The organism is Pseudomonas sp. L13, from assembly GCF_009935965.1.
Lineage (GTDB): Bacteria > Pseudomonadota > Gammaproteobacteria > Pseudomonadales > Pseudomonadaceae > Aquipseudomonas > Aquipseudomonas lactis.
Genome location: NZ_QODJ01000006.1, coordinates 27587 through 40312, shown reverse-complemented (window position 1 = coordinate 40312; position 12726 = coordinate 27587). Strand labels below are relative to the sequence as shown.

Sequence of the window (12726 nt, the reverse complement as noted above, 5' to 3'; positions counted from 1 at the left end):
AATGAAGAAGCTCACTCAGGAGGAAATCACCGAAAAACTGCACCAGGACCACTTCCCTCAAGGTCCAGAACTGGGGCGCTTATCCGATCCACTCAGTGATACGCCTATGCTGGTCACTCTGGAGCTGTTGCGGCCCTACGAACACAACCCTCGCTTCATCCGTAACCCGCTTTATGACGATATCAAGGCCTCGATCCGTGAACGCGGGCTGGATCAACCGCCGCCGATTACCCGCCGCCCGGGTGAAACCCACTTCATCATCCGCAACGGCGGTAATACGCGCTTGGCAATTCTTGGCGAGCTGTGGCACGAAACCCGCGACGAGCGTTTCTTCCGCATCCACTGCCTGTTCCGACCTTGGACTAATGAAATCACTGCCCTACTCGGCCATTTGGCCGAAAGCGATCTGCACGGTCAACTCACTTTCATCGAGCGGGCTCTGGCGGTGGCCAAACTCAAGGCCATGCTCGAATCAGATGGAGCAAGACTCTCGCAACGTGAGCTGGCACGACGTCTTACCGCTGGGGGCTACCCCGTTTCGCAGTCGCACATCAGCCGTATGCTGGACACCCTCGAACATTTACTGCCCGCAATTCCACAAACCTTGTATGCCGGGCTGGGAAAACCAAAAATTGAACGCCTGATTGGTCTGCGTAGCCAGGCGGAACGAACCTGGAATCGTTATCCAGCCGACGCCATCGCTTTTCCCGAGTTTTGGCTCGACACCCTAGGGCAATTCGATGCCGACCCAGAGTCCTTCGACCTTGAGCAAATCCAGGATGAACTGCTCGAACGCATGAGTCGCTTAGTCGGACAGTCCTACCGCATGTTGGCCCTGGAGTTGGGCGATACCCAACGGGTTATCCAGACGCCCGGCGTAGTCGTCACGCCCCCGCAGAACAACCTTCTGCCGAGCGTTGATGAGCCCGCGGCCGAGCCTCCCCCCTTCGAGCCGCATTCCAAATCAGCTGAAACCAGGACGCAGACCGAAACAGAGCGAGAGGACCAGGTCACACTGCCCGAAACGAATGTCGCATTAGCAGTCAGCCCTTCGTCACGTGTCCAGCAGATCCGCGAACAGATTGAGCGCGCCGCTGCCTCCGAAATAGCACAGACCGTCGAAATCAGCCCGATCGACGACATCTGGATCATCGCACCCACACTGGATACCCCCGAACAACTACGTTTAGCCATTGCCGGACTGGCTCTGGAAATGGCGGCTTATGCCGGACATCCCGAGAGCATCATCGACCAGAAGCATGGCCTGGGCTTCGCCCTCAGCATCGAGCAACTTGATCTTGCAGCGCCTCGTGCGGCCGGCGTTCACCTATTGTTGTTGGCCCTGTTACGTGCCCAAGACGAGGTGAACTGGGAGGATCGCAAGCAATTGCCATCAGCCCTGTTCGGGCAACTGCTATTGGGGGTCTATCAGCTCCCGCTGGCGGATCGCCCCGCCGTGGACGTAGGACTGGAACGACTGCCCGATTATCTGTTAATCAAACTGTATCGCCTCATTCGCTTAGCCCGGCGCCTGATCGACTTAACGCTTACCCATGAAGACGATTCACCAAGGGAGCTGCCATGAACCTGTCCTTCAATGTGCTCAACCAGGCCATGCTGACTCAAGTCCTTCACGAGTTGCGTCTGGGCAATCTGCAACGCTGCAAAGCACTCGGACTGGGCGAAGACGACATCTACCTGTTGCAATCCTTACCGCCCACTACGTTGTCGCGCCTGGCCCATGCCACTGTCCCTTGGGTTGAGGTCAAGATTGATTCGCCGGTGCTGCATCGGTTGATCGACCAGGCCGAACGCGACGAACAGAACGAGCGCTTGATCAACCGAGCGCTCAAGCTCGGCGCTAGCAGTACCATCATGTATCAGTGCTTTGGCTTGGCGCATTCTGAAACAGCCCTGCGCCGACGTCTGCTCAAAATAGAAACACGTAAGGGCCGCCCCCAGAACTTGAGCGAAGCGCAGGAACATGCGCTCTGGCAGCGTTGGTGCCAACTACGTGCTGAGGATGCCGCTGAGGATCAGCTCGATGCCATGATGATGTTGGCGGAAGAGCAACAGATCAGCTTGACCATCGTTTGGCAGCAGATCGACCATTACAGCAACGGAACATGAACACTGCCCCGTCCGGTCGCTGGCAACGTGTCCTGCAACAATGCACCCAGCAGCTGAGCGAACGCTGGCCCGCACGCCCCACCACTGAACCGCCCTCCAACCAAGCTCTACAGGCTGGCTTTCTGTTCAGTGGCCAATCTCACGAAGTCGTGCCACGTCGCCTGCTGTTGGATAGTCGGTTGACGCCTTTGGAACGTAATGCCTGGCAAGTGTTTCGACTCATGCTGCAAGGCCAGGGCGTGGTCACGCCACGTTATGAGGATTTGCAACCTTACCTATCCAGCGTGCCCTACGCTTCGTCAGCCTCCCGGGAAACCATCGCTCGCGTCTTAACGATGCTCAGGCTGACGCGCTGGCTTAGCTTGGTGAGTCGTGGTCGCGATCGGCTCAGCGGGCGGCTACAAGGTTCTCTGTACGTCCTGCATGATGAACCGTTAACCCCCGCCGAAGCCATGGAGCTGGATCAAGACTACCTGGAGCTGGTCGGACATGCCCTCTCTCATGCGACCAAGGCCGTGCGAATCGTCGCTCAGCATGTTTTGGAAGAAATCCGTCAAGACACCGATATCGATCTGGGTCGACTGCCCTCCCGGCTCGACAGTTGGAGCGAACATTGGACACAGCAAGGATTGGATCAGGCGACCGATGAAGCGTTACACGATTCCGAACGGGGTGGCGGTCACCGCGTTCGGAATCGTGTGGAACCTCGTTCGGATTCCGAACCGGGTCTGAACGCCAAGGTTTCCGGCAACGTTCGGAATCCGAATGCCGCCTGTACTGTATTAAAAGAAAGTATATGTACTGTACCGCGCGCGAACCCGGCAGTGGATAACCTGCACTGGCCTGATCCGTTGCACCTGAGTCTGAGCGAGCGGCAGGCCGTCACCGTGACGCTGAACAAGCTAAAACCAGAAGATCGGCAGGCGGTGCTCAACGAAGCGGGGGCGCGATGTGCGGCCGGCGGTATCCGCAAACCCGCGGCGTATCTGATGGGCCTGATCCAGCGGGCGCTGAAAGGCGATTTCCACCCTTGGGCAGGTCAGGCTGAATCGTTACCCATTGCAGAACCGCCACCCGCTCCCCCGCGCCAACTTAGGAAAAAGGGCGAACCCGCCTCTGCCCTCGCCCAAGCGTGCCTGGATGAACTGCGCCAGCTGCGTAGCAAACGCCCTGGACGTCAGTAGATTTGATGCCACTGGCATCATTGTCGAGCGTCTCGAAAATCAACCGTCTCGAACCAAATCGAACAGATAGCATTCAGCTTTTCAGCTGTCCTTGACCTTCGTCTGTCGCAACGTTCCCGTCCAAGCCTATGCGAGGACGACACCGTGGCCGATCACTATCAGCTCAACCTGGGCTCATTGCGCAGCAGCATCACCCTGACACTGCATACCCACCACGCCGCCCGAATCTGGCAAGGTCGAACCGCACGCGAAGGCGTCCACTCGATTATGGGTATGGCCGGCTACATCAGCGTCACCAACCTGATCAAACAGGCCGCAGCGCAGGACGATCCTTATGCCGATTGGGCGATCGTGCAGCTCGAAGAAAAATTGATGCAGGCCAAGGATGGGATGCTGGAACTGACCCAGCAGTTGGACCGGATCAGACAAGAGCTGCCGACGCAGATCGACATGGGCGACAACCTCAACATCCATCCCGTCACCTTACCGTTGTACATCGGCAGCCAACTGGGCTTCCTCGCCGTTTACCTGCTGACTGACTACGACACTTTGGTGCGACATACGCTGTTGGCTCATCACACCGCCTTGATCGGTCGTAGGGACATGGAAGCTTGGATCGACGACGGTGCTCATCTGCTGCGCAGCTTGTTTGGCCAGGCGCAGCGTTATCGGCATGCCGGCGTCACCCGTGATGATATGGCGGCGAATAACGCTCGTGCTCTTGCGGCTATGGAGAAGTTTGGATTACCCCCTATGGACATCCTTGAGGGGCATCGCCGCTCCCAGTTCTCGCCACCCATCGTTCGTCATGGTGCTGTGGCGGTGGATGACGCTGAAGCGTTGGCGGAGAACTCGATAGAGCCATCTGCGACAGTCGATGAGCCGGAGGACGAAGTATGAACCCCGTGATCCCGACTCAACCAATGCCCCTCGAAACACTCACACCGGATGCCTATCGACAGCTCGAACACGCTGCCTCCCTAAAAGGCCTTTTAAAACCATTTAAGGGTAAGGGGGAGCTGGAACACCTGGCGCAGGTGGCGAGGGGAATCGAGGCGCAGTTACGTCGCCTGATGGAGGCTGTGGCGCAGCACACCGAACAACCTCCTTACTCACTGCTGGATACCCGATTGGTGCTGCAGAACACCAATGCGGGCAGCACCTTTTTGCGTTGGCGCACCCGAGACTTCGCTCGTATGGGGGTTGCGGTCTGGGAACGCCAGGTCTCCAACAAGGCCTTGCCGCAAACCGTACACGAGGGATTGCACCGTTTCGAATGCGAGCGCATTGCACTGAACTTGCAGATGAGCGTGGTGCATTCGCTCTACCGCCAGGCTTCAACCTGCGCGATCAAAATGGCCAGCGCCGAACGACTGCTGCGCCAGTTCACACCAGCAGCGGAGATATCACGATGAGTACTTTTTTCGTCGGCGAAGGCAACATCGGTAGTGCGCCAGAGTTCCAGGAGTTCCCGTCAGGCAATGACGAGCCACGGCGTTTGCTGCGCCTGAATGTGTACTTCGACAACCCCGTGCCACGCGATGGCAGCTATGAGGATCGAGGCGGCTATTGGGCGCCGGTCGAGCTCTGGCACCGCGAGGCTGAACACTGGAGCACACTGTACCAGAAAGGCATGCGCGTGTTGGTAGAGGGCCGCACCGTGCGCGATGAGTGGGAGGACAGTGAAGACAATGCGCGGGTCACCTTCAAGATCGAGGCGCGTCGTGTCGGCATCCTGCCTCATCGCGTGCAGAACGTAGTCATGCGGGAGCGCTCAAGTGAATCAGCCTCGTCTGCGGCTCCCGTCGGGCAGGCTACAGACCAGGCCAGCTCGCCTGCGTCGAAGTCCAAAAAGCGCAGAGGGCAGCCACCATCGGCATGACTAACTTGAGGCATAAAAATTGCGCCTTTGCGCGAAGTGCCTGATCTGTCATTACCCGCTGCTCGTGAAGCACTGTCGTCCGCGACTACGAGGTAGCAGCCTCGCCCCCCATTCAAGACCGCCCTCACCAACTAATATGAGGAACCTGCTATTCAGGTTTCTCATAGCTCGCCACTGCTGTTTCCAAGAACGCTGCGCCGAACTCAATACGGAGCAGGTCTATGCGTCTCTTTCTCTGCGAGAAACCCTCCCAAGGTCGTGACATCGCCAAGGTTCTCGGAGCCAGCCGACGTGGCGATGGTTGCTTGATCGGACGCGAGACAACCGTCACCTGGTGTATCGGTCACCTGCTGGAAACGGCCCCACCTGAAGCCTATGGCGATCAGTACAAAACCTGGTCATTGGATCATCTCCCGATCATTCCCGCGCAATGGAGGGTTGAGGTCAAACCCAAGACTGTCGCGCAGTTCAAAATCATCAAACAGCTGCTCAACGAAGCTACCACCGTCGTCATCGCCACCGACGCCGATCGCGAAGGTGAAATGATTGCCCGCGAGTTATTAGAGCTCTGCAACTATCGTGGTTCTGTTGAGCGCCTCTGGTTATCCGCACTCAACGAGGCGTCGATTCGCAAAGCACTGTCGTCGCTGAAGTCTAGCCAGGAGACCTTCCCGCTCTATCATTCAGCCCTCGCCCGCAGCCGCGCCGATTGGCTGATTGGTATGAACCTCAGTCGTTTGTTTACCCTCCTAGGACGGCGGGCGGGCTATGACGGCGTGCTGTCGGTTGGACGCGTCCAAACACCCACTTTGCGCTTGGTGGTTGAACGAGACCGCGCGATTGCCAGCTTCGTCTCTGTGCCGTACTGGGTGGTGGATGTGCACCTGTCCTCAAGGGGGCAACCCTTCATCGCGTCGTGGATACGACCAAGCTCAGGACGTGACGAAGCCGGTCGCTGCCTGCAGCAGGCGCTCGCCAGTCAAGCCGTCCAAGCGCTTTCTGGCAGCAAGACCGCCACCGTAGTCTCGCTGCAGACTAAGCATTTGCGCGAAGCGCCACCCCTGCCCTTCGACCTGAGCACACTGCAAGAAGTCTGTTCACGCAAGTTGGGACTCGGCGCTCAGGAAACACTGAACATCGCCCAAGCCTTGTATGAAACCCACAAAGCCACCAGCTATCCGCGCAGCGATTGCCGTTATTTGCCAGAGAGCATGTTCAACGAGGTAGCCGCGGTATTCGATGCCCTACTCAGAATGGATTCCGCATTGCGCCCAACGCTCGGAAGCGTCGATCGATCATTGCGCTCACGAGTATGGAACGATGCCAAGGTCACCGCGCACCACGCCATCATCCCCACCACAGAACCGGCGAACCTTGGGCGGATGTCAGAACAAGAGCGCCAAGTCTACGAACTGATTCGTAGCCACTACCTCGCGCAGTTTCTACCGCATCACGAGTCTGATCGAACCGAGGTCGAACTGGAGTGCGGCGCCGAACGTTTGACTGCTGTTGGCAAACAGATCCTCGTCCAAGGCTGGAAAGACTTACTCTCCGACAACGCCGAAGACAATGAACTCAGTCAAAAGTCCCAGGTATTGCCCGTCCTACAACAGGGTACACAGTGCGCAGTGGACGACGTGGAACTCAAGTCCATGCGCACCACTGCGCCCAAACCGCTCACCGAGGGCGATCTGATCAAGGCGATGAAAAATGTGGCCAAGCTGGTCAACGACCCGCGCCTGAAACAGAAACTTCGGGACACCACCGGTATCGGCACCGAAGCCACGCGAGCCGGCATCATCAAGGGGTTGATTGATCGCGGTTACTTGCTGAAGAAAAAACGTGCGTTAACGGCCTCCGCAGCGGCCCATACCCTGATCGAAGCGGTACCCGCTGCAGTCGCGGATCCGGGTATGACAGCAATCTGGGAGCAAGCTCTGGATGAAATCGAAGCGGGACGTCTGACCCTGGATGCATTCGTTGCTAAGCAGGCGCAGTGGATTACCCAGCTGATCGCAAACTGCGGAGCGCTTACCTTAGCGGTAGCGGCCGAAGCCGGGCCTGCCTGCCCCATTTGCAACGCCTCAATGCTCAGGCGGAAGGGAAAATCAGGACCGTTCTGGTCATGCTCCCACTACCCGAACTGCAAAGGCACACTTCCGATCAGCAAAGGGACGCGACACACATGACGCGCCATTCGTGATCACCAAAATCTTAGAGTTGATGTATAGGGTCAGTGCGTCATCAATGGAGGTTGATCTTCCTCCAAATCACTTAGCGGTTGTCCGATTTCACGGGCCAAAGCGATGCCTGTCGCGATCCATATCTGCCCCAGTTCGTTGAACGCTTTTAGGTGAGCAGGATCTTCGTTGAGCCAATGAACAAGGCTGTCGAAGTGTGCGGGGTTATCAGGGCAATCATGGATCTTGATGAACAGCTCCAGTGTTCGTTCCCAGATCAGGTCCATGACGTTCTCGCGCTGCTCATCCATGCTCAACCTTTCCTCCCTTTGCCCGTATCAGGCCGCTCAGTCTCGCTGGTCACTTCGGCCTCTGATTCCTGGAGGAACAGATATCACGTCGCGACAAACAGCTATTTCAGTCAATAAAACAACCTTAAAAGTCGATACTCAACCGTTAAGGATGTTCATGTCAATGGGTCTTTGCTCAACTATTCGGGTTGAACTGGAGAACTCATCACTTGGCACCTAAACATCCGACCCAAGCGCAAATCGGGCGCATGATCGCGAAACACCGCACTCAGCGTAATCTGACCCAGGAAGAGGTGGCCGAACGCCTGGGGATCGGCAGCGAAGCCATTTCGCGCCTTGAGCGGGGTGTCGTGGAGCTTTCCGTGGTCAAGCTGATGCAACTGGCGGACATCTTCGATTGCCGGATGGATGAACTGCTGACGGAGTCGAGCAATCGCCCCAACGACCAGGGCCAGATGATCGCGGGCCTGCTGAGCGGCCTGCAAGAAAGCGACCGTGCCTTTATCCTGACGACCGTCGAACAGCTGGCCGCTCATCTCAGTAGCAAATAACCGCTTCGCCCACTGGCTTGACGTCGTCACACCCGCTCTGCTGTAGTGCCTCAGGATCATCGCTTACGGCGACCCAAGACCGATTCTCTCCGGGTAGCTCGGTCGGACTCTTAGAGTTCGGAGCCTTCTCTTCTGCGGAATTTCATTCCCGCTTTGTGCTCGACTGGATCAATGTGGCGGATGACCACTGTTGCCTCTGCCAGGCATCAGCGGTCATCCGCTACGGCGATCCCATTCAGTCCCGGAGCCCGCCGGGGAAACACTGGGCACCCTTTGTGCGCGGATGCGTGCCAGCGTATTCCGACCCAGGCCACGATAAGGGTCGGTTGGCGAATCATGGCGCAGTTAAATCAAGTTTTGCGAGGAGCTTGTCGACTGCGTCAGACCGCCTAAGGTGGCTTTTCTATTCCTCGCCTGGCACCCCGCCAGGCCCGCTCTTCATTTTTTTCAGTCCAATAATTTCCACTGTATTCCGGCTATGAAAAATCAGCTTACGGCGTCTTGACGCGCCCCTGTGACAGGCTTATACAAAGGGCGTGGTTCGCTGTCGTTGACAGCCCAGCCCAGGTAGCTTGAACCTTCAAGGCTACGCCACGCTTGTGGTGGTTTACCCAAGAGCGATCAGCATTCGGAGGCTCGCACGATTACCGCTTCAGCGGTGATGAATGCCCACTATCCCCAGATCCGCAAACCACTACTGCGGATCCTCTTCTGCTGCATCGCTATTCCCCGGGCGCATCGTTCTGATTGTCATCGGCTTGCCGGTGTCGAGTCGTTCATCGTTCACCTTACCCACCCTGACGGGGCTCACTTCCCCGTCAGGGAACTGTGCGTCACCGTTTTTCCTTGAAAGGAGAACCACCATGGCCCACGCCAACCAATCCCAAGAAGCAACTACTTACTTCAATCTGCACACCATCGGCATCGGCTACCTCAACCGCGTTCGTGAAGTACAAGTCCGCCGCGGCCAGCCGTTCATGGCCTGCGATATCGCTGCTCTGCACGGTGCAACCGATGCAGTCGAGTACACCCGCTTCGACTGCAAAGTCGCTGGGGGCGAAGCTGAACGCTTGATTCGTCTCTATATGGACGCCGTCAAAGCCGAGAAAAAGGTCTTGCTGTCGTTCCGTATCGGCGACCTGTGGATCAATCCATTTCTCTATGAGAAAGGAGATAAACAAGGTCAACCGGGCGCCAGCCTGAAAGGTCGTCTGCTGTTCATCGACTGGATCAGGGTCAACGGCGTATTCGAGTACAAAGCGCCCGCCAGGCAGGAGGCAACAGCACCTGCTGAGCCAGCGCCAAACAGTGTGCCATCCCCAACGTCGGCTGATGCCGAAGCTGAGGATACCCAGAACCCAACAGAATCCAGGACAGAACCTGAATCTGCATCCGCTCCCCGCACGGCCCGCCGTGTCGCCACGCGTGCTGCTCAGTCCGCCTGAACAGCCCAGGGTGTTTTACATCAAGGCGCTCAATCGAGCGCCTTTCTTCAATCCGCACAGGAGAGCCCATATGGAATCCTTCTGGCTTTGCGACGATTGCATGTTCGCTGCGGCTTACGAGGACTACAGCATGTTATCGCTCTACTACACGACGGATGAAATCGAGAAACGCATCGCCGGCCTCCATCGCGGGCTGGTTCGGCTAATGCCCATCAGTGCCGACTTCGACCTCGAAACTGGCCGTGGAATACGAACCTGCTCCCCATTGACCTGCGATGGTTGTGATTCACACCTGCACGGACAACGACACCGATTCACTCGGCTGTAAACAGCGCGTCATCGGGCAATGTCCTTGACTCTATATCCACCTCGGGGACACCACTCCCCTCGGGTGTGTACCCCCGGATTGTTCCCTTCGGAGGTACCCATGAGCACCCAACTCACCCTGATTGAAACCTCGGATGTCGAGGCCGGTCGTATCGCCCAGGAAAACCAGGTGATCGACGAAGCGCTGCACATTCTGGATCGTCGGCTGTTCACCCGCGGACCCAACCTGACGTCACCTGACGTCGTGGCCTCATACCTAAAACTGCATATTGCACCTCAAGAGCATGAGGTTTTCGGTGTGATTTTTCTCGATGCTCGCCATCGCGTTCTGGCATTCGAGATCCTTTTTCACGGAAGCATCGATGGCGCCAGTGTTTACCCTCGCCAAGTCGTCAAGCGCTCCCTCGCACATAACGCAGCTGCTGTAATTGTCGTTCACAACCACCCCTCCGGTTGCACGGACCCCAGCCTCACGGATCGCGCCTTGACCGCACGGTTGAAAGAGGCGTTGGACTTGATCGAAGTGCGCGTACTGGATCACTTCATCGTCGGCGAAGGTCGTCCTCTCTCCCTTGCTGAGCATGGCTGGCTTTAATCCCCTCAATAGGCGCCTTCGGGCGCCTTGTTCATTTTCATCCTGGAGGATACTCATGAATTCCACTACCCAAACCCCAGCGATGCTGGAGGCCTCAAACCCATTCGTTCGCGGCTATGACAATCTATCTATCGAACGGCTGCTGCTGATCACCTACGCGAACGACTGCCCTCCCTGTTTTCGCTCCGTACACGACTCACAAACTCATCTGCCCGACGATGCGCTAGAACTGTTCCCCTGCCTGTTCTGCGATGATTTCGCCATAATCAGTGGAGACCAATTGATTCCGGATGAGTTGGATGAACGTTGCCAATCCACCGGGCTGGTGCGCCAAGTGATCTACGCCGTGAATAGTGAAATGCTCAGCGAGCGGCATCACGTTGGCGATCTGTACTCCCTCGAAGAAGCCCAAGCCATGGTCCATCGTTTGAGCTTCGACACAGGACATTACAGTCGAGCCTGGGAGATCAGCGCCGCACACCTCACTGAAGAAGCACTGCACCACTTGGAAAGCCGAGTTGGCAATTTCGACTCCAGACCAACCGGACTGCTGTTTGAACCCTTTGCCCTGCCAGACTGCAATGGCGTCGGATGTAAGCTGATCGGAACGCCCTGGACCGACGATAACTTGGTGAAGATCGAGGGCAATCCTTACTCTTCGCTGAGGCAAGAGCAGCTCGACGCCGGTACGCCAGAGGCCTTGGTCAACGTACTGTATCTGGCGGCATTAGCGGATGTGAGGTTGTTGATTTTCGACCCCGACGCTGCCGTCTTGGATGGGCTAGCCATTTTTGATGAGTAGCAATGCCTTCGGCGTTAACACGACTCGCCTTGAATCAACCTTCTCACTGAATGACGCCTTCACCTCATGTCAGGTTCTGCACTGAATCTGACATGAGGTTTTTTCCATGGAGCGTTTTTTCACGCCTGTCTGCCTGCTGGGTTTATTGAGCGCCTGCACGGCCCAGATCCCCACCCCATTGCCAACTAGTCCAGAGAATGCCGGTGGCTCCAATCGGGCCCAGCTTTCGAGGAGTACAGTCGAAGAGAGTCATCCGACAGAGCTCCGCTATGGCCGCTATACGCTGGTCAGCACCGAGCCCACGGCAGAGCAACGTGATCTTCTCGCTCAAATCATTGACGTGAGCATTCCGTCCAACCTAAATCCTTCCGTACAGGAGGCGATGCACTACGTGCTGCAGCGCTCAGGTTATTCGCTCTGCCCTGCTGCCGAACCAGTAAAAATAATGTTTACCCGGCCTCTGCCCGCCGCCCATTACCGGCTCGGCCCGATCTCACTACGCAACGCGCTACGAGTACTGGCTGGCCCCGCCTGGCTACTCACGATCGATGAGGTTAGCCGTTTGGTCTGCTTCGAACGGCAAAAAAATGATGCTGCCGTCGTGCGGCTCGCACCCAGCGCGGCCCATCAGCCGGAGGCACGCCCATGAAAGCCACAACGTTTCAAACCCTCATTGTCGGCTCACTTTGCCTGGCGGTCTCCGGGCTGAGTGGTGGTTTGTATAACCAGTATCAACGCGTGACCGAGCTGGAAAATGCGAACGCCCAACGCCTGCAGACCCTGGATACCCTGCAACGTGACTCCAATACGCTCATGGACGCACAGGAAAAGCTGCAGTACTCACTGAAAGACCTGAAGCAAACGGTCGATACCGGTGAGCAACAGGCCAATACCCTCGATCCGATGCTGGATCAATGGGCGCAAGAGATTCAGGAGCTTCGCGACGCTCTGGCAGACCGCGCCACCGAAGCCGACATGGTCGCGCTACGCGCACGACTTGAGCACGTCGAGCAGCAACTCCTGGACCTCAAAAGCCAACCACCACTCCCACCACTGACGCCTTCCTCGGCCAAGCCGAAAAAAACCGCTCAGCCCAAGCCTGCCCCGCTCCTGCCGCCATTTTCAGTGTTGAGCGTCGAGTACCGCGGTGGCGAGCGCTTTCTGGCGGTCGCACCTCCTGACAGTCGCTCGCTCAATGATATCCAGTTGCTGCACAACGGCGAGCAGTTCGGCACATGGCAACTGAAGGCGCTGGAGCCGAACGCGGCTATCTTCGCGGTGACCGCTCAGCCAGACCAGACCGTGCACCTCCCTTGAGA

15 protein-coding genes are annotated in these 12726 nt (G+C 57.3%); 14 read left to right on the top strand and 1 reads right to left on the bottom strand.

The window, feature by feature from the left end:
- Position 1: 1 nt before the first annotated feature.
- From DK871_RS05725 to DK871_RS05695, 7 genes are all read left to right on the top strand, one after another.
- Positions 2–1585 carry a ParB family protein gene (locus DK871_RS05725; RefSeq protein WP_161904304.1) on the top strand — a complete coding sequence of 528 codons (1584 nt, stop codon included), beginning with the start codon at positions 2–4 and terminating at the stop codon, positions 1583–1585.
- Positions 1582–2130: a DUF2857 domain-containing protein gene (locus DK871_RS05720; protein ID WP_161904303.1), complete on the top strand. Its 549-nt coding sequence runs from the start codon at positions 1582–1584 to the stop codon at positions 2128–2130. The genes DK871_RS05725 and DK871_RS05720 overlap by 4 nt, the downstream gene beginning before the upstream one ends.
- Positions 2127–3314 carry an STY4528 family pathogenicity island replication protein gene (locus DK871_RS05715; RefSeq protein WP_161904302.1) on the top strand — a complete coding sequence of 396 codons (1188 nt, stop codon included), beginning with the start codon at positions 2127–2129 and terminating at the stop codon, positions 3312–3314. The genes DK871_RS05720 and DK871_RS05715 overlap by 4 nt, the downstream gene beginning before the upstream one ends.
- A gap of 144 nt (positions 3315–3458) precedes the next feature.
- A complete protein-coding gene (locus tag DK871_RS05710; protein ID WP_161904301.1) occupies positions 3459–4214 on the top strand; it encodes a PFL_4669 family integrating conjugative element protein in 756 nt (251 codons plus the stop codon).
- Positions 4211–4729: a DUF3158 family protein gene (locus DK871_RS05705; RefSeq protein ID WP_161904300.1), complete on the top strand. Its 519-nt coding sequence runs from the start codon at positions 4211–4213 to the stop codon at positions 4727–4729. The genes DK871_RS05710 and DK871_RS05705 overlap by 4 nt, the downstream gene beginning before the upstream one ends.
- A complete protein-coding gene (locus DK871_RS05700) occupies positions 4726–5196 on the top strand; it encodes a single-stranded DNA-binding protein (RefSeq protein WP_014338763.1) in 471 nt (156 codons plus the stop codon). Before DK871_RS05705 ends, DK871_RS05700 begins: the two co-directional genes overlap by 4 nt.
- 221 nt (positions 5197–5417) lie before the next feature.
- Positions 5418–7385, top strand: a complete 1968-nt coding sequence (locus tag DK871_RS05695) for a DNA topoisomerase III (protein WP_161904299.1) — start codon at positions 5418–5420, stop codon at positions 7383–7385.
- Between the two features lie 44 nt (positions 7386–7429).
- On the opposite strand, the gene DK871_RS05690 is transcribed toward DK871_RS05695, so the two are convergent.
- On the bottom strand, positions 7430–7687 hold the full coding sequence (locus DK871_RS05690) for a hypothetical protein (RefSeq protein ID WP_161904298.1): 258 nt from the start codon (positions 7685–7687) through the stop codon (positions 7430–7432).
- A gap of 209 nt (positions 7688–7896) precedes the next feature.
- Between DK871_RS05690 and DK871_RS05685 the strand changes: the two genes are divergently transcribed.
- From DK871_RS05685 to DK871_RS05660, 7 genes are all read left to right on the top strand, one after another.
- Complete coding sequence (locus DK871_RS05685) at positions 7897–8238, top strand: helix-turn-helix domain-containing protein (RefSeq protein ID WP_161904297.1); 342 nt, start codon at positions 7897–7899, stop codon at positions 8236–8238.
- 863 nt (positions 8239–9101) lie between these two features.
- Complete coding sequence (locus tag DK871_RS05680; RefSeq protein WP_161904296.1) at positions 9102–9683, top strand: STY4534 family ICE replication protein; 582 nt, start codon at positions 9102–9104, stop codon at positions 9681–9683.
- 70 nt (positions 9684–9753) lie between these two features.
- Positions 9754–10011 carry a hypothetical protein gene (locus DK871_RS28965; protein ID WP_256677381.1) on the top strand — a complete coding sequence of 86 codons (258 nt, stop codon included), beginning with the start codon at positions 9754–9756 and terminating at the stop codon, positions 10009–10011.
- Positions 10012–10110: 99 nt separating this feature from the next.
- Positions 10111–10605 carry a DNA repair protein RadC gene (gene radC / locus DK871_RS05675; RefSeq protein WP_161904295.1) on the top strand — a complete coding sequence of 165 codons (495 nt, stop codon included), beginning with the start codon at positions 10111–10113 and terminating at the stop codon, positions 10603–10605.
- A gap of 55 nt (positions 10606–10660) precedes the next feature.
- Positions 10661–11407 (top strand): ABC transporter substrate-binding protein, encoded by a 747-nt coding sequence (locus DK871_RS05670; protein ID WP_161904294.1) that lies wholly within the window; start codon positions 10661–10663, stop codon positions 11405–11407.
- A 106-nt stretch (positions 11408–11513) separates the two neighbouring features.
- On the top strand, positions 11514–12056 hold the full coding sequence (locus DK871_RS05665; RefSeq protein WP_161904293.1) for a PilL N-terminal domain-containing protein: 543 nt from the start codon (positions 11514–11516) through the stop codon (positions 12054–12056).
- Positions 12053–12724, top strand: a complete 672-nt coding sequence (locus DK871_RS05660; protein ID WP_161904292.1) for a chemotaxis protein — start codon at positions 12053–12055, stop codon at positions 12722–12724. The genes DK871_RS05665 and DK871_RS05660 overlap by 4 nt, the downstream gene beginning before the upstream one ends.
- Positions 12725–12726 lie beyond the last annotated feature (2 nt).

Excerpts from the sequence above, each read along its gene's own strand:
- DK871_RS05700 (WP_014338763.1), top strand. The coding sequence starts at position 4,726 with ATGAGTACTTTTTTCGTCGGCGAAGGCAACATCGGTAGTGCGCCAGAG.
- DK871_RS05695 (WP_161904299.1), top strand. The coding sequence starts at position 5,418 with ATGCGTCTCTTTCTCTGCGAGAAACCCTCCCAAGGTCGTGACATCGCC.
- DK871_RS05725 (WP_161904304.1), top strand. The coding sequence starts at position 2 with ATGAAGAAGCTCACTCAGGAGGAAATCACCGAAAAACTGCACCAGGAC.
- DK871_RS05660 (WP_161904292.1), top strand. The coding sequence starts at position 12,053 with ATGAAAGCCACAACGTTTCAAACCCTCATTGTCGGCTCACTTTGCCTG.
- DK871_RS05715 (WP_161904302.1), top strand. The coding sequence starts at position 2,127 with ATGAACACTGCCCCGTCCGGTCGCTGGCAACGTGTCCTGCAACAATGC.
- DK871_RS05705 (WP_161904300.1), top strand. The coding sequence starts at position 4,211 with ATGAACCCCGTGATCCCGACTCAACCAATGCCCCTCGAAACACTCACA.
- DK871_RS28965 (WP_256677381.1), top strand. The coding sequence starts at position 9,754 with ATGGAATCCTTCTGGCTTTGCGACGATTGCATGTTCGCTGCGGCTTAC.
- radC (WP_161904295.1), top strand. The coding sequence starts at position 10,111 with ATGAGCACCCAACTCACCCTGATTGAAACCTCGGATGTCGAGGCCGGT.
- DK871_RS05670 (WP_161904294.1), top strand. The coding sequence starts at position 10,661 with ATGAATTCCACTACCCAAACCCCAGCGATGCTGGAGGCCTCAAACCCA.
- DK871_RS05680 (WP_161904296.1), top strand. The coding sequence starts at position 9,102 with ATGGCCCACGCCAACCAATCCCAAGAAGCAACTACTTACTTCAATCTG.
- DK871_RS05665 (WP_161904293.1), top strand. The coding sequence starts at position 11,514 with ATGGAGCGTTTTTTCACGCCTGTCTGCCTGCTGGGTTTATTGAGCGCC.
- DK871_RS05720 (WP_161904303.1), top strand. The coding sequence starts at position 1,582 with ATGAACCTGTCCTTCAATGTGCTCAACCAGGCCATGCTGACTCAAGTC.
- DK871_RS05690 (WP_161904298.1), bottom strand. The coding sequence starts at position 7,687 with ATGGATGAGCAGCGCGAGAACGTCATGGACCTGATCTGGGAACGAACA.